This is a genomic window from Microbacterium sp. ZXT2-5, assembly GCF_055329545.1.
Genome location: NZ_JBUZWD010000001.1, coordinates 164,046 through 184,364, shown reverse-complemented (window position 1 = coordinate 184,364; position 20,319 = coordinate 164,046). Strand labels below are relative to the sequence as shown.

Here is a 20,319-nt window from a genome sequence, read left to right as displayed (position 1 = left end):
TCGCGCCGTACCCGGTCGCCCGGACGGCCACAGCGTCGAAGCCCCCACCGATTGGTCCACCGTGTCCGCCGACCCGCACACCCGCACCGTCGCTCCGGCCTGGCTCCATCCGCCCGCCGATGCGAACGGCCTTGCGCCCGCCGTGTGGCCCGCGGCGGCCCGCCGCGACGATGCGGGAATTCTGTCTCTCGGCGGCATCCCCGCCACGACGCTCCGCGAGCGCTTCGGAACGCCCCTGTACGTCCTGGACGAGGACGAGGTGCGCGCCACCGCGCGGCGGACGCTCGACGCGTTCCGCGCCGCGGCGGCGCTGCACGGCGTGCAGGCGCGGGTCTACTACGCCGGCAAGGCGTTCCTCAGCACCGAGGTGGTGCGGTGGGTCACCGAAGAGGGGCTCGCGGTCGACGTGTGCACCGGCGGCGAGCTGGCCGTGGCGCTCGCGGCGGGGGCCGATCCCGCGCGTCTCGGCTTCCACGGCAACAACAAGTCGGTCGCCGAGCTCGAGCGCGCGGTCGAGGTCGGGATCGGGTCGATCGTCATCGACAGTCTCATCGAGATCGAGCGGCTCGCGGCGATCGTCGAGCGCCGCGGCAGCACGCAGCCCGTGCTGGTCCGGGTCAACAGCGGCGTGCACGCCGAGACGCACGACTTCCTGGCCACGGCCCACGAGGACCAGAAGTTCGGCTTCACGCTCGAGGACGCCCCGGCGGCCGTCGCGCGCATCCGCGAGCTGCCCGGCCTGGAGTTCGTGGGACTGCACTGCCACATCGGCTCGCAGATCTTCGGCACCGCCGGCTTCGAGGAGTCGGCCGCCCGCATCGTCGAGCTGCACGCCCAGCTGCGTCAGGGCGGCGAGCTGCCCGTGCTCAACCTCGGCGGCGGCTTCGGCATCGCCTACACGTCGGTCGACGACCCGACGCCCATCGAGGTGCTGGCCCTGGGCATCGCCGAGGCCGTGGCGCGCGAGTGCGAGGTGCGCGGCATCCCGATGCCGAACCTCGCCTTCGAGCCGGGCCGGGCCATCGTCGGCCGCGCCGGTGTCACGCTGTACGAGGTCGGCACGACGAAGCCGGTCGCGCTCGAGAGCGGCGACTCCCGGCTCTATGTCAGCGTCGACGGAGGCATGAGCGACAACGCGCGTCCCGCCCTGTACGGGGCGCAGTTCTCGGCGCGCATCGCCTCGCGCACGAGCGAGGCCGAGCCTGCGCTCGCGCGCGTGGTCGGCAAGCACTGCGAGTCGGGCGACATCGTCGTGGAGGCCGAGTACCTTCCGGCCGACGTCGCCGCCGGTGATCTGCTGGCGGTGCCCGCCACCGGTGCCTACTGCTTCTCGCTCGCCAGCAACTACAACTACGTCCCCCGCCCGCCGGTCGTGGCGCTGCGCGGGGGAGAGGCGCGCGTCATCGTGCGCGGCGAGACGGTCGACGACCTGCTCGCCCGCGACGCGGGCCTCGAGACGGCCGTGTTCGAAGCTGGGCGTCCCCTCGAGGACGCACCGATGGAAGGGACCGCATGACCGACTACCGCCGCCTCCGCGTCGCACTCCTGGGAGCCGGAGCCGTCGGCTCGCAGGTCGCGTCGCTGCTGCGCCAGCACGCCGACGAGCTCGCCGATCGGGCGGGAGCGCGGCTGGAGCTGGTCGGCATCGCGGTGCGCGACGTCGACGCCAAGCGCGACGTGGACCTTCCCAAGGACCTCTTCACCACCGACGCCGAGTCGCTCATCGTGGGGTCCGACATCGTGATCGAGCTCATGGGGGGCATCGAGCCGGCGCGGGCGTACCTGCTGCACGCGATCAACTCGGGTGCCGACGTCGTGACCGCCAACAAGGCGCTGCTCGCCACGCACGGTCCCGAGATCTTCGACGCCGCCGATCAGGTCGGTGCCGAGGTCTACTACGAGGCGGCCGCCGCGGGCGCCATCCCCATCATCCGACCGCTGCGGGACTCGCTGGCGGGCGACCGCGTGCAGCGCATCATGGGGATCGTCAACGGCACCACGAACTACATCCTCGACCGCATGGACACCGAGGGCGCGGAATTCGCCGACGTGCTCGCCGACGCCCAGCGCCTCGGCTACGCGGAGGCCGACCCCACCGCCGACGTCGAGGGCTACGACGCCGCGCAGAAGGCCGCGATCCTCGCGAGCCTCGCGTTCCACACCACCGTCCCGCTCGAGGCGGTCCACCGCGAGGGCATCACCTCGATCGACAAGTCGATGATGGATGCCGCGCGCCACGCCGGCTACGTCATCAAGCTGCTGGCCGTGTGCGAGCGGCTGAGCGAGGCATCCGGCGAGGCCATCTCCGTGCGCGTGTATCCCGCGCTCATCGACCGCGCGCACCCCCTCGCCAGCGTCCACGGCGCCAACAACGCGGTCTTCGTGCAGGCGGAGGCCGCCGGCAACCTCATGTTCTACGGCGCCGGGGCCGGCGGCGTGCAGACCGCATCGGCCGTGCTCGGCGACGTGGTCTCGGCGGCGCGCCGCCACATCGCCGGCGGCGTCGGCGTGGGCGAGTCGACGCTGGCGAACCTGCCGATCGTCCCCGTCGGCCGCGTGACCACGAGCTACCAGATTACGCTCGAGGTCGACGACGAACCCGGCGTGCTGGCGACGGTGGCGGGAATCCTGAGCGACGGGCGCGTGTCGATCGCGACCGTGGAGCAGACCGTCGTCGAAGAGGGGGCCGCGACGGGCTCCGGGCAGTCCGGGTCGCAGGACGATGCGGGCGAGCCCGGTGTGGCGCGCCTGGTGATCGGCACGCACAAGGCGCGCGAGCAGGACCTCAGCGACACCGTCGCGCGCCTCGCCGCGAGCGGCGTCGTGGAGCGCGTCGTCTCGGTGCTGCGCGTCGAAGGCAACTGAAGGCTTCTGAAGGAGAACTGACATGGCACATGTTTGGCGCGGAGTCCTCCGCGAGTACGCAGATCGACTGGGCGTCACGGATGCCTCCACCGTCGTCACCCTCGGGGAGGGCGGCACGCCGCTGCTCCCGGCTCCGGCGCTCTCGCGCCGCACCGGCACCGACGTGTGGGTGAAGTTCGAGGGCATGAACCCGACCGGCTCGTTCAAGGACCGCGGCATGACGGTCGCCGTCTCGCGCGCGATCGAGCACGGCGCGAAGGCCGTCATCTGCGCGTCCACGGGCAACACGTCGGCCTCGGCGGCCGCGTACGCCGCGCACGCCGGCATCACGGCGGCCGTCCTCGTGCCCGAGGGCAAGATCGCGATGGGCAAGCTCAGCCAGGCCGTGGCGCACAACGGGCGCCTCATCCAGATCCGCGGCAACTTCGACGACTGCCTCGAGATCGCGCGGGAGCTCGCCGACAACTACCCGGTGCACCTGGTCAACTCGGTCAACCCCGACCGCATCGACGGCCAGAAGACCGCCGCGTACGAGATCGTCGAGCAGCTCGGCGACGCTCCCGACTTCCACTTCATCCCGGTCGGCAACGCCGGCAACTACACCGCCTACACGCGCGGCTACACCGAGGAGGCCGCGGCCGGCGTGTCCACCCGCGTGCCCCGCATGTTCGGCTTCCAGGCCGAAGGCTCCGCGCCGCTCGTGCGCGGCGAGGTCGTCAAGAACCCCGAGACGGTCGCCAGCGCCATCCGCATCGGCAACCCGGCGTCGTGGGACCTCGCGCTCGAGGCGCGCGCGGCGACCGACGGCTGGTTCGGGGCGATCGACGACGACCGTATCCTGGCGGCGCAGAAGCTCCTCTCCGGTGAGGTGGGCATCTTCGTCGAGCCGGCGTCCGCGATCAGCGTCGCCGGCCTCCTGGACCGCGTCGAGGCCGGCGTCGTCCCGCAGGGCGCGCGCGTGGTGCTCACGGTGACCGGCCACGGCCTGAAGGACCCGCACTGGGCGCTGCGCAACGCCGACGGCTCCGAGGTCGAGCCGACGGTGGTCGACGCGACGACGTCGGAGGTGGCATCCGTCCTCGACCTCGCCCCTGCGGCGGCGACCGCGTGAACGCAGCCGTCGTGCCCGCTCCCGGCCGGCGTGTCGTGGTCCGTGTTCCGGCCACGAGCGCCAACCTCGGGCCCGGGTTCGACACGCTCGGCCTCGCGCTGAGCGTGTACGACGAGCTCGACGTCACCGCGCTGCCGGAGGGCGAGCTCGAGATCGAGGTGGAGGGCGCGGGCGCGGCCGACGTGCCGCGCGACGCGTCGCACCTCGTCGTGCGCGCGATCGCGTACGCCTATGAGGCGGTGGGACGGCGGATGCCGGGACTGCGCCTTCACGCCAGGAACGTGATCCCGCACGGGCGGGGCCTGGGCTCGTCGGGCGCCGCGGTCGTGTCGGGCCTGCTCGCGGCCAAGGGACTGCTGGAGGGTGACGTCGAGCTCGGTCCCGACGCGCTGCTCCGCCTCGCCACCGAGCTCGAGGGGCACCCCGACAACGTCGCCCCGGCGCTCTTCGGCGGGCTGACCATCGCGTGGGTCGACGAGGACGGCCCGCAGCACAAGAAGCTGCTCGTCCACCGCGGCGTCTCGCCGCTGGTCTTCGTGCCCGAGTTCACCATGTCGACGTCTCTTGCGCGCAGCCTCCAGCCCACGCAGGTGCCGCGCGAGGACGCCGTGTTCAACGTGTCGCGCTCCGCGCTGCTGATCGCGGCGCTCACCCAGAGCCCGGAGCTGCTGCAGGCCGCCACCGAGGACAAGCTCCACCAGAATTACCGTGCCAGCGCGATGCCCGAGACCGACGGTCTCGTGCGCGCACTGCGGGCGGCAGGGTTCGCCGCGGTCGTCTCCGGCGCCGGACCCAGCGTGCTCGTGCTCGCAGACGGACCCGGGCGCCGCCTGGAGGCGGCGTCCCTGGCTGCGGCGGTCACCGACACTCCGTGGGAGGCCCTCATGCTCGCCGTCGACTTCAAGGGTGGTACAGTGAGGGAGTACGCGGAGGGTTCCACGTAATACGTGAATCTGGCCTCCGTCGCAAATCTGCGAAACCACCGCACGGCATTCTGACCTGCCGACGTCCGCTGAGTACCCTCGCGGTCCCTCACCCCGTCGGCGGGTGTCTCGGCAGGCGTGACAACTGCGTGAGACAGACAGTCACCACCCCTGCGCCGTGCGATCGTGCATAACCTGTTCGTTTTCACAAGGGAGAACTCGTGGAGTCCATCTCCGAGATCCACGCCGACGTTCCGGCCGACGAGCGCGCGGAAGCGCCTGAGGCCGTCGAGAACGCCGACGCCGTCCAGACCGACGCGGTCGAGGGCACCGAGAGCACCGCCGCCGAGGCCGTCGCCGAAGAGGCCGTGGCCGAGGCCGTCGAGGCCGACGCCGTCGCCGAAGAGGCGGTCGAAGAGGCCGTCGAGGCTGAGGCCGTCGCCGAAGCGGCTGTCGCCGAGGCCGTGGCGGTCGCCGAGTCCGGCGACCCGATCGCCGCCGAGGCCGCCGAGGCCGTCGCCGAGGAAGCGGTCGCCGAGGCGCTCGTCGCCGATGCCGTCGCCGTGGAGGCCGTCATCGAAGCCGAGGTCGCCGACGTCATCGCCGATGAGGCCGTCGCCGAGGCAGCCGCGGCGGACGCCTCCGCCGCCGAGGCCCCGGCCGCCGAAGAGGCGCCGGCCGCCCCCGCGAAGGCGCCGCGCAAGCGCGCGCCGCGCCGGGCGAAGAGCACCGACGTGCCGCCGCCGACCGAGCCCGCGGCGGATGCGTCCGCCGACGCGGCCGACGCGCCCGCCCAGGCGACGTCGACCGAGGCTGCGCCGGCCGCCGGCGACCAGGGCGCCGACGAGGCATCCGCCGCCGAGGCATCCGCCCCCGCTGACGCGCCCGCCGCCGAGACGGCGTCCGCCGACGCGGGCGAGCAGGCCGCCGACGCGGGCGAGCAGGCGACCGAGGGCGAGGGCGAGCAGACGACGTCGCGCAGCCGCAGCCGGAGCCGCAGCCGCAGCCGCAGCCGCAACGGCGCCAAGGACCAGGGCGGCCAGAACGCCGACGGCGGTCAGAACGCCCAGGGCGGTGCTCAGAACGCCCAGGGCGGCGGCCAGAGCCAGAATGCGAAGCCCGCGGCGGAGCCCGCGAAGGCCGAGCCCGCCGACGAGGAGCAGCCCGCCCAGGGCAACGGGCGCGGTCGCCAGCGCAACAAGCGCCGCGGCGCGCAGACCACGGGCGACGAGTTCGACACCGAGATCGGCGAGGACGACGTCCTCATCCCGATCGCCGGCATCCTCGACGTGCTCGACAACTACGCTTTCGTCCGCACCACGGGCTACCTGCCCGGGACCAGCGACGTCTACGTGTCGCTGGGCCAGGTGAAGAAGTACAACCTGCGCAAGGGCGACGCCGTCGTCGGCGCGATCAAGCAGCCGCGCGAGGGCGAGCAGTCCAGCCGTCAGAAGTACAACGCGCTGGTCAAGGTCGACGCGATCAACGGCCTGTCGGTCGACGACGCCGCCACGCGCGTCGAGTTCGGCAAGCTCACCCCGCTCTACCCGCAGGAGCGCCTGCGCCTCGAGACCGCGCCCGAGAAGCTGACGCAGCGCATCATCGACCTCGTCGCCCCGATCGGCAAGGGGCAGCGCGGCCTCATCGTCGCGCCGCCCAAGGCCGGCAAGACGATCGTGCTGCAGCAGATCGCCAACGCGATCGCGATCAACAACCCCGAGGTGCACCTGATGGTCGTGCTCGTCGACGAGCGCCCCGAAGAGGTCACCGACATGCAGCGCACGGTGAAGGGCGAGGTCATCGCCTCGACCTTCGACCGTCCTGCCGAGGACCACACCACGGTCGCCGAGCTCGCGATCGAGCGCGCCAAGCGCCTGGTCGAGCTCGGTCGCGACGTCGTCGTGCTGCTCGACTCGATCACCCGCCTCGGCCGCGCCTACAACATCTCGGCGCCCACCTCGGGCCGCGTGCTCACCGGCGGCGTCGACGCGTCGGCGCTGTACCCGCCCAAGCGCTTCTTCGGCGCTGCGCGCAACATCGAGAACGGCGGGTCGCTCACCATCCTCGCCACGGCGCTCGTGGAGACCGGCTCCAAGATGGACGACGTGATCTTCGAGGAGTTCAAGGGCACCGGCAACAGCGAGCTGCGCCTGAACCGCCAGCTCGCCGACAAGCGGATCTTCCCGGCGGTCGACGTCAACGCGTCGAGCACCCGCCGCGAGGAGATGCTGCTGTCGCCCGACGAGGTGAAGATCACCTGGAAGCTCCGCCGCGCGCTGGCCGGCCTCGAGCCCCAGCAGGCCCTCGAGGTCGTGCTCGGCAAGCTCAAGGAGACGCAGTCCAACGTCGAGTTCCTGGTGCAGATGCAGAAGTCGATCCCGGCTCCCACCACCGGTCACAGCGGCGGACGCAGCCACGCGGACGACAACAGCATCCGCTGATCCCCCATGGTCGAACCCGCGATGTTCGATTCCGTGCGGGCGCTGATCGACGAGCACCGCGCGGTGCAGGAGGAGCTCTCCGACCCCGCGGTGCACGCCGATGCGGCGCGCGCCAAGCGGGTCAACCGGCGCTACGCCGAGCTGTCGCGCATCGTCAAGGCGCACGAGGACTGGCTGGCGGCATCCGATGATCTGGATGCCGCCCGCGAGCTCGCGCGCGACGACGAGGCCTTCGCCGAAGAGGTGCCGGCGCTGGAGGCGAGGCTCGCCGAGACGCAGGAGCGCCTGCGGCGCCTGCTCATTCCGCGTGACCCCGACGACGCCCGCGACGTGATCATGGAGATCAAGCAGGGCGAGGGCGGCGCCGAGTCGGCCTTGTTCGCGGCGGACCTGCTGCGCATGTACCTGCAGTACGCCGCCTCCAAGGGATGGAAGACCGAGCTCCTCGAGCGCAACGAGTCCGACCTCGGCGGCTACAAGGACGTCCAGGTCGCGATCAAGGGCTCCTCGTCCGACCCGGCGCAGGGGGTGTGGGCGCACCTGAAGTACGAGGGCGGCGTCCACCGCGTGCAGCGCGTGCCGGCGACCGAGTCGCAGGGGCGGATCCACACGTCGACCACGGGTGTGCTGGTGTTCCCCGAGGTCGACGAGCCCGAGGAGATCCACATCGATCCGAACGAGCTGAAGATCGACGTCTTCCGCTCGTCCGGCCCCGGCGGGCAGTCCGTGAACACGACGGACTCCGCGGTGCGCATCACGCACGTGCCGACCGGCATCGTCGTCTCGATGCAGAACGAGAAGTCGCAGCTGCAGAACCGCGAGGCCGGCATGCGCGTCCTCCGCGCGCGCCTGCTCGCCCGGCAGCAGGAGGAGCTCGAGGCGGCGGCATCCGACGCCCGCAGGTCGCAGATCCGCGGCATGGACCGTTCCGAGCGCATCCGCACGTACAACTTCCCCGAGAACCGCATCGCCGATCACCGCACCGGCTACAAGGCCTACAACCTCGACCAGGTGATGGACGGCGCCCTCGAGCCGATCATCGAGTCCGCGATCCAGGCCGACGAAGAGGCGCGCCTGGCCGCCCTCGGCGCCGACGCCTGACGCCCCCGCTTCTGACGCTCCCGTCCGGACTGGCGCTTCGCGAGGGGGACGGATGCCGCGGCGCTAGGCTTCGAGCGTGCTCACGCTCCTCATCCGCGCGCTGATCTTCCTCGTCTCGGCAGCGCTGGGACTCATCGCGGCCGACCTCATCCTCGACGGCTTCACGCTGCACTGGGACGACTGGTGGGGCATCCTGCTCGCCGTCGTCATCTTCGCGGTGCTGCAGAGCGTCCTCGCGCCGTGGCTGCTGAAGATCACCCGGCGCCACGCGAACGCCCTCATCGGCGGCATCGGCCTGCTGTCGACGTTCGTCGCGCTGCTGATCGCCGTGCTGATCCCGCAGGCGGGGATCGGGATCGACGGGCCCGTCGCGTGGATCATCGGGACGCTCATCGTCTGGCTCGTGACGGCTCTCGCGTCCTGGCTGCTGCCGCCGCTGTTCATCCGGCGCAAGGTGCAGGACCGCGCGAGGTCCTGACGCCCCGCGTCCGGCGGGACCCGTGTCAGATGTGGTACTCGGGCGTGGTCAGCAGGGCGCGCGTCTCCTCGCCGACGCGGCGGGCGCGCGGCTTGGCGGGCACGCCCACCAGGACGCTGTCGGCGGGGGCGTCCTTCGTGACGACGGCGTTCGCGCCGACGACGGAGCCCTCGCCGATGACGACAGGTCCGAGGATCTTCGCGCCGGCCCCGACGGCGACGCCGTCGCCCAGCGTGGGGTGACGCTTGCCGCCCTCGCGCTGACGCCCGCCGAGCGTGACCCCGTGGTACAGCATGACGTCGTCACCCACCTCGGCGGTCTCGCCGACCACGACGCCCATGCCGTGGTCGATGAAGAAGCGGCGCCCGATCGTGGCGCCCGGGTGGATCTCGATGCCGGTGAGCCAGCGCGTCACCTGCGAGCCCGCGCGGGCCACGAACCGCGCGTCGCGCACCCAGAGCGCATGCCACACGCGGTGGGCCCAGATCGCGTGGAGCCCGGGGTAGAGCAGGGCGATCTCGAGGCCGCTGCGCGCCGCCGGGTCTCGCAGCTTCGCGGCGGCGACGTCTTCGCGCACGCGCGCCAGGAATCCGATGCGTTCGTCGGTCATCTCTTCTCACCCTCCGGTTCGCGCAGATGCTCGTACAGCGCCGTGGACAGGTACCGCTCGCCCGAGTCGGGGACGATGACGACGATGCGCTTCCCCGCGGCCTCCGGGCGCGCGGCGATCTGGAGGGCCGCCCACACGGCGGCGCCCGCCGACATGCCGCCGAGGATGCCCTCGCGCGTGGCCAGCTCGCGCGCGACGCGGATCGCGTCGTCGAACTCGACGTCGAAGATCTCGTCGACCACCGACCGGTCCAGCACGTCGGGCACGAAGTTGGGGCCGATGCCCTGGATGCGGTGCCCGCCCGCGCGGCCCTCCGTGAGGACGGGGGAGTCCTTGGGCTCGACGAGCGCGATCCTCACGTCGGGGTTGCGCTCCTTCAGCACCTGCCCGACGCCCGTGATGGTGCCGCCGGTCCCGGATCCGGCGACGAACCAGTCCACGCTGCCGTGGGTGTCGTTCCAGATCTCCTCGGCGGTGGTCCTGCGGTGGATCGCGGCGTTGGCCTCGTGCTCGAACTGCCTGGCGAGGATCGCTCCCGGCGTCTCGGCGACGATCCGCCGGGCGACGTCGACGGCCTCGGTCATGCCCTTGTACGGGTCGGTGAGGACCAGTTCGGCGCCGTACGCCTTGAGCAGCGTGCGCCGTTCCTTCGACATCGAGGCGGGCATGGTGAGGATCACCCGGTACCCGCGCGCGGCGCCGATGAGGGCCAGCGCGATGCCGGTGTTGCCGCTGGTGGACTCGACGATCGTGCCGCCCGGCTGCAGCTCACCGGCCTCCTCGGCCGCAGCCACGAGGGCGTAGCCCAGCCGGTCCTTCACGGACGAGCCCGGATTGTAGAACTCGAGTTTGGCGAGCACCTCCGCGCCGAGCCCCTCCGTCAGCGCGTTGAGGCGCACCAGCGGGGTCTGACCGAACGCGGTCGTGATGTCGGGATGGATGCCGGGCACGAAGCTCCCTCTCTCGTCGGGGTCCACACGACGACGGCGCGGCGGCGGCCGATCAGATCGGTTCGCCGTCGCGCCGTCGTGACGGATCAATCTTCGCGCAGATCCTCGTAGAGCGCAGTCGACAGGTAGCGCTCACCGAAGGACGGCACGATGACGACGATGTTCTTGCCCGCGGCCTCGGGTCGCGCGGCGACCTGGAGCGCCGCCCAGATGGCGGCGCCGGAGGAGATGCCCACGAGGATGCCGTCCTGGGTGCCGACCGCGCGAGCCGTCGAGATGGCGTCGGGGAACTCGACGTCGATGACCTCGTCGATCACGCCCCGGTCGAGGATCGCCGGGACGAAGTTCGGGCCGATGCCCTGGATCTTGTGCGGACCGGGGGTGCCCTTGGTCAGCAGCGGCGAGTCGGCCGGCTCGACGGCGACCACCTTGGCGTCGGGCACGCGCTCCTTGAGGACCTGGCCGACACCGGTGATCGTGCCGCCCGTGCCGATGCCGGCGACGAAGTAGTCGACCTTGCCGTCGGTGTCGCGGAGGATCTCCTCCGCGGTCGTCTTGCGGTGGATCTCGACGTTGGCCTGGTTCTCGAACTGGCGGGCGAGGATGGCGCCCGGCAGCTCCGCGACGAGCTCCTCGGCCTTGGCGATGGCGCCCTTCATGCCGCCGGCGGGGTCGGTGAGGACGAGCTCCGCGCCGTATGCCTTCAGCAGCAGGCGGCGCTCGATCGACATGGAGGAGGGCATGGCCAGCACCACGCGGTAGCCGCGGGCCGCACCCACCATCGCGAGGGCGATGCCGGTGTTGCCGCTGGTCGCCTCGACGATCGTGCCGCCCGGCTCGAGCTCGCCCGACGCCTCCGCCGCATCGACGATCGCGATGCCGAGGCGATCCTTGACGCTCGAGGCGGGGTTGTAGAACTCCAGCTTGGCCAGCACGTTGCCGCCGACGCCTTCCGCGACGCGGTTCAGCCGGACGAGCGGAGTGTTGCCGAAAGCGGAGGTGATGTCGGGATGGATGCCGGTCATGTCGGGGCCTTTCGCGGGTTCACGGCTGGTCAGCACCAGCCTAGGGGGACGGCATCCATGTGAGTCCTTCTGTGACAGGGAGGTGGCGGCGGCGCGCTACCCTCCGGGGCGTAGGGTGGTGCGGTCATGTCCTCCCCAGAAGAACCACCCGCCCTGGCCGCCGCGATCGCGCAGGCCGCGGCGCGCCTGGGCGCCGCGGGCATCGCCGACCCCGCGGTCGACGCCGAGCTGCTGGCGGCCTTCGTCCTGGGGCTCGGGCGAGGGGGAGTGCAGGCGTCCGCGATCCGCGGCGACCGCATCGCCGCGGCCGACGCCGAGCGCCTCGAGGAGCTGGTGACCCGGCGCGCCACCCGCGAGCCGCTGCAGCACATCACCGGGACGGCGCCCTTCCGCCATCTGGAGCTCCGCGTGGGGCCGGGCGTCTTCGTGCCCCGCCCCGAGACCGAGCTCGTCGCGCAGCTGGCGATCGACGCGCTCCGGGCCGCGGCATCCGAGTCCCCGATCGCGGTGGATCTCGGCACCGGAAGCGGCGCGATCGCGCTGGCGATGGCGACCGAGGTGCCGCACACGCGGGTCTTCGCGGCCGAGAACTCGGTGGAGGCGTTCCTGTGGACGAAGGAGAACTTCGCGATGGTCGGCGCCGACAACGCGCGGCTGGCCTTCATCGACCTCGCGCACGCGTTCCCCGAGCTCGACGGCACGGTCTCGGTGGTCGCCTCCAACCCTCCGTACGTGCCGGATGCCGCGATCCCACGCGACCCGGAGGTGCGGTTCTTCGACCCGCCCGCCGCGCTCTACGGCGGCGAGGACGGCCTGGACGTCGTGCGCGTGCTGAGCGGCGTGGGTCTGCGCCTCGCGCATCCCGGGGGGATGATCGTCATCGAGCACGGCGAGTGGCAGGGGGAGGCGATCCGCGAGCTCCTCGCGGCCGACGGATGGCGCGCGGCGGCGACGCACCCCGACCTCACGATGCGCGATCGCGCCACCACCGCGCTGCGCCCCTGACACCGTCGGCACCGCCCCGCGGACGGAGCATCCAGCGACGCCGTGAACGCACAGCCGCGCCCCGACTAAACTGTCCGGCGACATGTCCCCCATCTTCGACTGCCGCGACGAGGCCCAGCTGCTCGCCGGCATGCGCAGGGCGCGCCAGGCCATCGGCCGCGGCGAGCTCGTCGTCATCCCCACCGACACCGTCTACGGTGTGGCCGCCGACGCCTTCGACCACCAGGCCGTCGCCCGACTGCTCGCCGCCAAGGGCCGCGGGCGCCAGTCGCCGCCGCCCGTGCTCGTGGCCGGCGTCACCACGCTCCGTGCCCTCGTCGCCGACGTGCCCGAGCCCGTCGAGCGCCTGATCGATTCGTTCTGGCCAGGCGGCCTCACGATCGTGCTGCCGGCCCAGCCGTCGCTGTCATGGGATCTCGGCGAGACGCGGGGCACCGTCGCCGTGCGGATGCCCGCGCACCGCATCGCGCTGGAGCTCCTCGAGGAGACCGGCCCGCTGGCGGTCTCCAGCGCGAACCTCACGGGCATGGCGGCGGGCATCACGGCCGAGGACGCGGAGGAGATGCTGAAGGACAGCGTGGCGGTGTACCTCGGCGACGGACCGTCGCGCGACGGCGTGCCGTCCACCATCGTCGACGCGACGAGCCTCGTCGGCGGCGAGGAGCCGCTGGTGCGCGTGCTCCGCGAGGGCGCGGTCAGCCGCGAGCAGCTGCGCGAGGTGCTGGGCGACCTCCTCGAGGCCGACCCGGGTGCGGAGCCCGAGCCGTCCGGCCGGGAAGCAGAGCCCGACGCCGAGGCCGAGCCGTCCGGCGGCGAGGCGGGGCCGACGGCCGCAGGCGTGACGGATGCCGACGCCCAGAGCGTCCCCGGCAGCTCGTGAAGCAGTACGTCTTCACCATCCTCCTCACGGCGGCCATCACGTTCGTCCTGTCGTGGGCGGTCTGGCGGCTGAGCCTGAAGTACGAGCTCTATCCGGGGATCCGCGAGCGCGACGTCCACAAGACCCCGACGCCGCGCCTCGGCGGCATCGCCATGTTCATCGGCGTGCTCGCCGCGTTCGCGGTGTCGTCGCAGCATCCGTTCTTCGCCATCATCTGGACCGAGCCCGAGCAGGTGTACGCGCTGCTGGGCGCGACGGCCCTCATCGTGGTGATCGGCGTCCTCGACGACGTCTGGGACCTCGATTGGATGATCAAGCTCGGCGCGCAGTTCCTCGCGGCGGGCCTCATCGCCTGGTTCGGCCAGCTGCAGATCTACACGCTGCCGCTCGGCGGCATGACGATCTCGAGCTGGGCCAGCTTCACACTGACCGTCTTCTCGATCGTCGTCGTGATGAACGCCGTGAACTTCATCGACGGCCTGGACGGCCTCGTCGCGGGCGTCTGCCTCATCGCCAACGTGGTGTTCTTCGCGTACTCGTACATGATGGTGCGCGACATCGGGGCGAGCACCTACTTCAACCTCGCGTCCTTCATCGCCGCCGTGCTGATCGGCGTGTGCATCGGGTTCCTGCCGATGAACTGGAGTCCCGCGCGGCTGTTCATGGGGGATGCCGGGGCGCTCATGCTCGGCCTGCTCATGGCCTCGTCGGCGATCGCGATCACCGGCAACATCAACCCGGCGATGGTCGCCGACAACGACGAGTTCGGCCGCTCGCAGCTCCTCGGTGCGTTCATCCCGATCCTGCTGCCGGTCGTCGTCGTGCTGCTGCCCCTGCTCGACTTCGGACTGGCGGTGGTCCGTCGGATGAGCAAGGGCAAGTCGCCGTTCTCACCCGATCGCCGCCACCTGCACCACCGCATGCTCGACATGGGCCACTCCGACCGCGACGCCGTGCTCATCTTCTACGCCTGGACCGCGCTGGTGAGCCTCGCGGTGCTGCTGATGTACATCGGCACGACGCTGGAGTGGCCGGGCGACTACCTCCTCGGCGTGGCGTACGGCGTCGTCGGCATCGCCGCCTGCCTGATCGTGACCCTGCTGCCGTCGCATCGACGTGCCGCCCACGCGATCGAGGCCGCCCCATCCACCGCCCTGCACGATCCCGCGCCCGCACAGGAGGACGCCCGATGAGCTCCACCCCCATCTCCAGCACCCCGATCCTTCGCACCGTCCTGGTGTGGTCGGGAACCGTCACCGCCGCACTCCTCGTGCTGGGCGGCCTCGTCGGCTACCTCGTGGCGGGAGTGGACGGACTGTGGAGCGCCCTGGCCGGCGTCCTCATCGCGGCCGTCTTCCTCGCCATCACCGCCGCGAGCATCCTCATCGCCAACCGGTGGTTCGGCGACGCGCTGTACGTGCCGATCTTCTTCGGGATCGTGCTCGGCGGCTGGATCCTGAAGTTCGTCGTGTTCCTCGTCGCGCTGTTCGTGCTGCGGGACCAGCCGTGGATCGTCGGACCGGTGTTCTTCCTCGCGCTGGTGGCGAGCGTGCTCGCCTCGCTCCTCATCGACGTCGTCGTGCTCATGCGCATGCGCGTGCCGCACGCGAGCGACGTCGAGCTCCCGACCGACCCCGACGCGGGGGAGCGCACCGACGGGCCGGGCACCGCCGCGTGACGCCTCGCGGGCGGATTCAGGGACCTCTCAAGTTTGATAGGCTGAACGAGCGCCCGCCCGCCCACCCTGTTGTGAGCGCCTGCGGAGTGACGCTCACCGACCATCGTCGCAACGGTCCTTCACCGATGCCCCGAAGCTGGAGCCAGCGCTGTTTACTCAAGCTGCGACCCTGATCGCCCCCCTTGCCGCTGACGCGCCCCCGGAGTTCCACGGGCCGTCGATCGAAGAGTTCTTCCCCGAGATCCTCTTCACCGCGTTCGGCATCATCCCGGTCCACCGGATCCACCTGATCCAGTTCCTCGCGACCATCGCGATCGTCCTGATCTTCTGGCTCGGCACGCGCCGCATGCGCGTCGTCCCCGGTCGGTTCCAGAGCCTCGTCGAGATGGGCCTGGACTTCGTCCGCGTCAACATCGGCGAAGACCTCCTGGGCAAGAAGGACGCCCAGCGCTTCCTGCCGATCCTCACCACGATCTTCTTCATGGTGCTGTTCATGAACATCACGGGCATCATCCCGTTCCTGAACATCGCCGGAACGAGCATCATCGCGGTGCCGCTGACGCTCGCGGTCGTGAGCTACGTCACCTTCATCTACGCCGGCATCAAGAAGAGCCCGAAGAACTTCTTCAAGAACTCGCTCTTCCCGTCGGGTGTGCCGTGGCCGATCTACATCATCGTCACGCCGATCGAGCTCATCTCGACATTCATCATCCGCCCCGTGACGCTGACGCTCCGACTCCTCATGAACATGATGGTCGGCCACCTTCTGCTGGTGCTGTTCTTCGCAGCCACGCAGTTCTTCGTCGTCGACCTCGGCGGCTGGTGGACGGCGCTCGGCGCCGGCAGCCTCGCCTTCGGCTTCGTCTTCACGCTGTTCGAAATCCTGGTGGCGGTCCTCCAGGCGTACGTCTTCGCTCTCCTCACCGCGGTCTACATCCAGCTCGCGGTCGCGGAAGAGCACTAAGCGGGTCGGCCCCTCCGTCCAGAACGACACAGGGCCGCCCACAACCGAAAGGAAAAACCCCCGTGGACGCAACTACGGTTCTCGCACAGGTCACCGGCAACGTCGCGACGATGGGCTACGGCCTCGCTGCGATCGGCCCGGCCATCGGCGTGGGCATCGTCGTCGGCAAGACGATCGAGGGCGTGGCTCGCCAGCCCGAGCTCGCCGGCCGCCTGCAGGTGCTCATGTGGATCGGTATCGCCTTCACCGAGGCGCTCGCCTTCATCGGCATCGCGACCTACTTCATCTTCGTCTGATCGCCGAATCTCAGTCCTAAGGAGACAGGATGCTGCACGCTCTTGTCGCGTACGCCGCGGAGGAGGGGGAGACCCATAACCCCCTCATCCCCGCCTGGTACGACATCATCTGGTCGTCGGTCTGCTTCGTCATCATCCTCTTCCTCTTCTGGAAGATCGCGCTTCCGCGGATGAAGAAGATGCTCGACGAGCGCTCGGCGGCGATCGAAGGCAACATCGCGAAGGCCGACGAGGCCCAGCGAAAGGCCGAGGCGGCGCTCGAGGAGTACACCGCCCAGCTCGCCGACGCCCGCAAGGAAGCCGGTGAGATCCGCGACGCCGCCCGTGAGGACGGCAAGAAGATCCTCGCCGAGGCGAAGGAGACCGCTGCCTCCGAGGCCGCCCGTCTCACCTCGACCGCCCACGCTCAGATCGAGGCGGAGCGCCAGTCGGCGCTCGTGTCGCTGCGCAGCGAGGTGGGCACGCTCGCCCTCGACCTCGCCGGTGGCGTGATCGGCGAGACGCTGTCCGACGACGCGAAGGCTCAGGCCGTCGTCGATCGCTTCCTCGCCGAGCTCGAGGAGTCCGAAGGGGCCAAGGCGTAATGGGCAGCGCGACCACTCAGGCCGTTGCGGCGACGACGGCGGCGCTGGACGCCGCCGCCGACGTCGACCTCGACGTCGCCCGCGAGCTGTTCGCCGCGGCGCGCACCGTGGGCGACTCGTCGCAGCTGAGCGGCGCGCTCGCCGACTCGGCGGCGCCTGCCGAGGCCCGCCGCAACGTCGTCCTCGCCGTCTTCGGACCGACCGTGAAGCCCACGACCGCGTCGCTGCTGGCGACCGTGGTCGCGCAGCGCTGGTCGTCGTCCGACGACCTGGTCGAGGGGATCGAAGAGCTCGCGGTGCGGGCGACGGCCGTCGCCGACGCGAACTCCGACATCGAGGGCGAGCTGTTCGCCTTCTCGCGCACCGTCGCCGACAACGCGGAGCTCGAGCTCGCTCTCGGCAGCCGCCTGGGTGACTCGACGTCGAAGGGCGCGCTCATCGAGACGCTGTTCACGGGGCGCGCGAGCGAGGCGGCGACGCTCATCGTGTCGTCCCTCGTCCGGCAGCCGCGCGAGCGGCGGGTGCGCCAGCTGCTGTCGCGTGCGATGAAGCTCGTCGCCGACCAGCGCGGACGCACCGTCGCCACCGTCGTGGCGGCGGCGCCGCTGAGCGCCGCGCAGAGCGAGCGCCTCGTCGCAGCGCTGACGAAGCGCTACGGCAAGCGCGTAGCGCTGAACACCATCGTCGACCCGGGCGTGGTGGGCGGCCTGCGCGTGCAGATCGCCGACGACGTGATCGACGCCAGCGTGTCGTCGCGTCTGGCCGACCTCCGTCAGCGGCTCGCAGGCTGACACAGACTTCCCGCCCGAGGGTGGAGATTTCGGGGCCGCGGCCCCATGAACGAAGGAAAACAATGGCAGATCTCACTATCAGCCCCGATGTCATCCGTGACGCGCTGAAGGACTTCGTCGCCGCCTATGAGCCCACGGGCGGCGCGGCCACCGAGGTCGGCACCGTCATCGACGCCGCCGACGGCATCGCGCACGTCGAGGGCCTGCCGGGCGTCATGGCGAACGAGCTCGTGACGTTCCAGGACGGCACCCAGGGCCTCGCCCTCAACCTCGACGAGCACGAGATCGGTGTCGTCGTGCTCGGCGACTTCGCCGGCATCGAGGCCGGGACCCAGGTGACGCGCACCGGCGAGGTGCTGTCGGTCGCCGTCGGCGACGGCTACCTCGGCCGCGTGGTCGACCCGCTCGGCAACCCCATCGACGGTCTCGGCGAGGTCGCGACCGTCGGCCGTCGTGCCCTCGAGCTCCAGGCGCCCGGCGTCATGCAGCGCAAGTCGGTGCACGAGCCCCTCCAGACCGGCATCAAGGCGATCGACGCGATGATCCCCGTCGGCCGCGGACAGCGCCAGCTCATCATCGGGGACCGCCAGACGGGCAAGACGGCCATCGCGATCGACACGATCATCAACCAGAAGTCCAACTGGGAGTCGGGCGACGTCAGCAAGCAGGTCCGCTGCATCTACGTCGCGATCGGCCAGAAGGGCTCGACGATCGCCGCCGTGAAGGGCGCCCTCGAGGACGCCGGGGCCATGGAGTACACCACGATCGTCGCGGCTCCCGCCTCGGACCCCGCCGGCTTCAAGTACCTCGCCCCCTACACCGGCTCGGCCATCGGCCAGCACTGGATGTACGAGGGCAAGCACGTCCTGATCATCTTCGACGACCTGTCCAAGCAGGCCGAGGCCTACCGCGCCGTGTCGCTCCTGCTCCGCCGCCCGCCGGGCCGCGAGGCGTACCCCGGTGACGTCTTCTATCTGCACTCGCGTCTGCTCGAGCGTTGCGCGAAGCTCTCCGACGAGCTCGGCGCCGGCTCGATGACCGGTCTTCCGATCATCGAGACGAAGGCGAACGACGTCTCGGCGTACATCCCGACGAACGTGATCTCGATCACCGACGGCCAGATCTTCCTGCAGTCCGACCTCTTCAACGCCAACCAGCGTCCCGCGGTGGACGTCGGCATCTCGGTGTCGCGCGTCGGCGGCGACGCCCAGGTGAAGTCGATCAAGAAGGTCTCCGGAACGCTCAAGCTGGAGCTCGCGCAGTACCGTTCGCTCGAGGCGTTCGCGATGTTCGCGTCCGACCTCGACGCGGCCTCGCGTCGTCAGCTCGCCCGAGGCGCGCGTCTGACGGAGCTGCTCAAGCAGCCGCAGTACTCGCCGTACCCGGTCGAGGAGCAGGTCGTCTCGATCTGGGCGGGCACCAACGGCAAGCTGGACTCGATCGAGGTCGAGGACGTGCTGTCCTTCGAGCGCGAACTGCTGGACTACCTCCGTCGCAACACGTCGATCCTCGACACGCTGCGCGAGACCAACGTCCTGGACGACGACACCGTCGCCGAGCTCGCGAAGAAGACCGACGAGTTCATCCTGGAGTTCCAGGCAGGCAAGGGCCAGGCCATCGGCAAGCCCGGCCATGAAGAGGTCGCGGCGGCGCAGGCCGAGGACGTGAACCAGGAGAAGATCGTCAAGGGCCGCCGCTGAGGCGGGCCTGGGCATAAACCATGGGCGCACAACTCCGGGTCTACAAGCAGAAGATCAGCTCTGCTCAGACGACCAAGAAGATCACGAAGGCGATGGAACTCATCGCGGCTTCGCGCATCCAGAAGGCGATGGCGCGTGTGCGCGCATCGTCGCCGTTCGCGCGTGCCGTGACGCGGGCCGTCTCCGCCGTGGCGACGCACTCCAACGTCGACCACCCGCTGACCGTCGAACGCGAGACGATCCGCCGCTCCGCGGTCGTGATCTTCTCGTCCGACCGCGGCCTCGCCGGCGCGTTCAACTCGCAGATCCTCCGCGAGGGCCTCGAGCTGGCGCAGCTGCTGCGCGAGGAGGGCCGCGAGCCGGTGTTCTACCTCGTCGGCCGCAAGGCCGTCGGCTACTTCCAGTTCCGGCGCATGGAGGCCGCGGCCGAGTGGACGGGTGACACCGACACGCCGCACTTCTCGACGGCCGAGGAGATCGCCGCCACTCTGCTGGACGCGTACGACCGCGGTGGCGAAGAGAACGGGGTCGACGAGATCCACCTCGTCTACAACCGCTTCGTCAGCATGATGACGCAGACGCCCGAGACGGTGCGCCTGCTTCCGCTGGAGGTCGTCGAGGCCGAGGAGTCGTCGTCGGCGCAGGTCTACCCGCTGTACGAGTTCGAGCCGGATGCCGCGACCGTCCTGGACGCGCTCCTGCCGGTGTACATCCAGAGCCGCGTCTTCAACGCCCTCCTCCAGTCGTCGGCCGCGAAGCACGCCGCGACCCAGAAGGCGATGAAGTCGGCCAGCGACAACGCCGACAAGCTCATCACCGACTACACCCGCCTGCGCAACAACGCGCGCCAGGCCGAGATCACACAGCAGATCGCCGAGATCGTCGGCGGCGCCGACGCCCTGGCGTCGGGCAAATAG

At 70.8% G+C, this 20,319-nt stretch carries 20 protein-coding genes; 17 read left to right on the top strand and 3 right to left on the bottom strand.

The window, feature by feature from the left end:
* Nucleotides 1-61 precede the first annotated feature (61 nt).
* From lysA to ACZBH1_RS00830, 7 genes are all read left to right on the top strand, one after another.
* Nucleotides 62-1,516 (top strand): diaminopimelate decarboxylase, encoded by a 1,455-nt coding sequence (gene lysA / locus ACZBH1_RS00860; RefSeq protein ID WP_463645209.1) that lies wholly within the window; start codon nt 62-64, stop codon nt 1,514-1,516.
* Nucleotides 1,513-2,865, top strand: a complete 1,353-nt coding sequence (locus tag ACZBH1_RS00855) for a homoserine dehydrogenase (protein ID WP_463645208.1) — start codon at nt 1,513-1,515, stop codon at nt 2,863-2,865. The genes lysA and ACZBH1_RS00855 overlap by 4 nt, the downstream gene beginning before the upstream one ends.
* 22 nt (nt 2,866-2,887) lie before the next feature.
* A complete protein-coding gene (thrC, locus tag ACZBH1_RS00850) occupies nt 2,888-3,976 on the top strand; it encodes a threonine synthase (RefSeq protein ID WP_378882723.1) in 1,089 nt (362 codons plus the stop codon).
* Nucleotides 3,973-4,920, top strand: a complete 948-nt coding sequence (thrB, locus tag ACZBH1_RS00845; RefSeq protein WP_463645207.1) for a homoserine kinase — start codon at nt 3,973-3,975, stop codon at nt 4,918-4,920. The genes thrC and thrB overlap by 4 nt, the downstream gene beginning before the upstream one ends.
* A gap of 200 nt (nt 4,921-5,120) precedes the next feature.
* Nucleotides 5,121-7,340, top strand: a complete 2,220-nt coding sequence (gene rho / locus ACZBH1_RS00840) for a transcription termination factor Rho (protein ID WP_463645206.1) — start codon at nt 5,121-5,123, stop codon at nt 7,338-7,340.
* Between the two features lie 6 nt (nt 7,341-7,346).
* Nucleotides 7,347-8,441, top strand: a complete 1,095-nt coding sequence (prfA, locus tag ACZBH1_RS00835) for a peptide chain release factor 1 (protein ID WP_378882732.1) — start codon at nt 7,347-7,349, stop codon at nt 8,439-8,441.
* 76 nt (nt 8,442-8,517) lie between these two features.
* A complete protein-coding gene (locus tag ACZBH1_RS00830) occupies nt 8,518-8,919 on the top strand; it encodes a hypothetical protein (RefSeq protein ID WP_336398565.1) in 402 nt (133 codons plus the stop codon).
* A gap of 25 nt (nt 8,920-8,944) precedes the next feature.
* Here ACZBH1_RS00830 and epsC read toward each other — a convergent pair whose 3' ends face one another.
* The 3 genes from epsC to cysK (ACZBH1_RS00815) form a co-directional block, all read right to left on the bottom strand.
* Nucleotides 8,945-9,529, bottom strand: coding sequence for a serine O-acetyltransferase EpsC (epsC, locus tag ACZBH1_RS00825; RefSeq protein ID WP_336398566.1), 585 nt, complete (start codon nt 9,527-9,529; stop codon nt 8,945-8,947).
* On the bottom strand, nt 9,526-10,479 hold the full coding sequence (gene cysK, locus ACZBH1_RS00820) for a cysteine synthase A (protein ID WP_378882736.1): 954 nt from the start codon (nt 10,477-10,479) through the stop codon (nt 9,526-9,528). Before cysK (ACZBH1_RS00820) ends, epsC begins: the two co-directional genes overlap by 4 nt.
* A gap of 86 nt (nt 10,480-10,565) precedes the next feature.
* On the bottom strand, nt 10,566-11,504 hold the full coding sequence (cysK, locus tag ACZBH1_RS00815; RefSeq protein ID WP_463645205.1) for a cysteine synthase A: 939 nt from the start codon (nt 11,502-11,504) through the stop codon (nt 10,566-10,568).
* Nucleotides 11,505-11,630: 126 nt separating this feature from the next.
* On the opposite strand from cysK (ACZBH1_RS00815), the gene prmC reads away from it, so the two are divergent.
* The 10 genes from prmC (at nt 11,631) to ACZBH1_RS00765 (ending at nt 20,319) form a co-directional block, all read left to right on the top strand.
* Complete coding sequence (gene prmC / locus ACZBH1_RS00810; protein ID WP_463645204.1) at nt 11,631-12,509, top strand: peptide chain release factor N(5)-glutamine methyltransferase; 879 nt, start codon at nt 11,631-11,633, stop codon at nt 12,507-12,509.
* Nucleotides 12,510-12,591: 82 nt separating this feature from the next.
* The gene (locus tag ACZBH1_RS00805; protein WP_463645203.1) at nt 12,592-13,389 is read left to right on the top strand and encodes an L-threonylcarbamoyladenylate synthase; all 798 of its coding nucleotides are present in this window, start codon (nt 12,592-12,594) and stop codon (nt 13,387-13,389) included.
* A complete protein-coding gene (locus ACZBH1_RS00800; protein ID WP_336398571.1) occupies nt 13,386-14,582 on the top strand; it encodes an MraY family glycosyltransferase in 1,197 nt (398 codons plus the stop codon). The genes ACZBH1_RS00805 and ACZBH1_RS00800 overlap by 4 nt, the downstream gene beginning before the upstream one ends.
* The gene (locus tag ACZBH1_RS00795) at nt 14,579-15,067 is read left to right on the top strand and encodes a Cg1360 family ATP-synthase-associated protein (protein WP_463645202.1); all 489 of its coding nucleotides are present in this window, start codon (nt 14,579-14,581) and stop codon (nt 15,065-15,067) included. Before ACZBH1_RS00800 ends, ACZBH1_RS00795 begins: the two co-directional genes overlap by 4 nt.
* A 169-nt stretch (nt 15,068-15,236) precedes the next feature.
* On the top strand, nt 15,237-16,031 hold the full coding sequence (gene atpB, locus ACZBH1_RS00790; protein WP_336398623.1) for a F0F1 ATP synthase subunit A: 795 nt from the start codon (nt 15,237-15,239) through the stop codon (nt 16,029-16,031).
* Nucleotides 16,032-16,093: 62 nt separating this feature from the next.
* On the top strand, nt 16,094-16,327 hold the full coding sequence (gene atpE, locus ACZBH1_RS00785) for an ATP synthase F0 subunit C (protein WP_292728372.1): 234 nt from the start codon (nt 16,094-16,096) through the stop codon (nt 16,325-16,327).
* Nucleotides 16,328-16,356: 29 nt separating this feature from the next.
* Nucleotides 16,357-16,911 (top strand): F0F1 ATP synthase subunit B, encoded by a 555-nt coding sequence (locus ACZBH1_RS00780; RefSeq protein ID WP_336398573.1) that lies wholly within the window; start codon nt 16,357-16,359, stop codon nt 16,909-16,911.
* On the top strand, nt 16,911-17,702 hold the full coding sequence (locus ACZBH1_RS00775) for a F0F1 ATP synthase subunit delta (protein ID WP_378882755.1): 792 nt from the start codon (nt 16,911-16,913) through the stop codon (nt 17,700-17,702). The genes ACZBH1_RS00780 and ACZBH1_RS00775 overlap by 1 nt, the downstream gene beginning before the upstream one ends.
* Before the next feature lie 62 nt (nt 17,703-17,764).
* Nucleotides 17,765-19,402: a F0F1 ATP synthase subunit alpha gene (gene atpA, locus ACZBH1_RS00770; RefSeq protein WP_336398575.1), complete on the top strand. Its 1,638-nt coding sequence runs from the start codon at nt 17,765-17,767 to the stop codon at nt 19,400-19,402.
* A gap of 20 nt (nt 19,403-19,422) precedes the next feature.
* Nucleotides 19,423-20,319, top strand: a complete 897-nt coding sequence (locus ACZBH1_RS00765) for a F0F1 ATP synthase subunit gamma (RefSeq protein WP_336398576.1) — start codon at nt 19,423-19,425, stop codon at nt 20,317-20,319.

Excerpts from the sequence above, each read along its gene's own strand:
- thrC (WP_378882723.1), top strand. The coding sequence starts at position 2,888 with ATGGCACATGTTTGGCGCGGAGTCCTCCGCGAGTACGCAGATCGACTG.
- ACZBH1_RS00775 (WP_378882755.1), top strand. The coding sequence starts at position 16,911 with ATGGGCAGCGCGACCACTCAGGCCGTTGCGGCGACGACGGCGGCGCTG.
- epsC (WP_336398566.1), bottom strand. The coding sequence starts at position 9,529 with ATGACCGACGAACGCATCGGATTCCTGGCGCGCGTGCGCGAAGACGTC.
- ACZBH1_RS00765 (WP_336398576.1), top strand. The coding sequence starts at position 19,423 with ATGGGCGCACAACTCCGGGTCTACAAGCAGAAGATCAGCTCTGCTCAG.
- ACZBH1_RS00855 (WP_463645208.1), top strand. The coding sequence starts at position 1,513 with ATGACCGACTACCGCCGCCTCCGCGTCGCACTCCTGGGAGCCGGAGCC.
- prfA (WP_378882732.1), top strand. The coding sequence starts at position 7,347 with ATGGTCGAACCCGCGATGTTCGATTCCGTGCGGGCGCTGATCGACGAG.
- atpA (WP_336398575.1), top strand. The coding sequence starts at position 17,765 with ATGGCAGATCTCACTATCAGCCCCGATGTCATCCGTGACGCGCTGAAG.
- cysK (WP_463645205.1), bottom strand. The coding sequence starts at position 11,504 with ATGACCGGCATCCATCCCGACATCACCTCCGCTTTCGGCAACACTCCG.
- ACZBH1_RS00795 (WP_463645202.1), top strand. The coding sequence starts at position 14,579 with ATGAGCTCCACCCCCATCTCCAGCACCCCGATCCTTCGCACCGTCCTG.
- ACZBH1_RS00780 (WP_336398573.1), top strand. The coding sequence starts at position 16,357 with ATGCTGCACGCTCTTGTCGCGTACGCCGCGGAGGAGGGGGAGACCCAT.
- ACZBH1_RS00805 (WP_463645203.1), top strand. The coding sequence starts at position 12,592 with ATGTCCCCCATCTTCGACTGCCGCGACGAGGCCCAGCTGCTCGCCGGC.
- prmC (WP_463645204.1), top strand. The coding sequence starts at position 11,631 with ATGTCCTCCCCAGAAGAACCACCCGCCCTGGCCGCCGCGATCGCGCAG.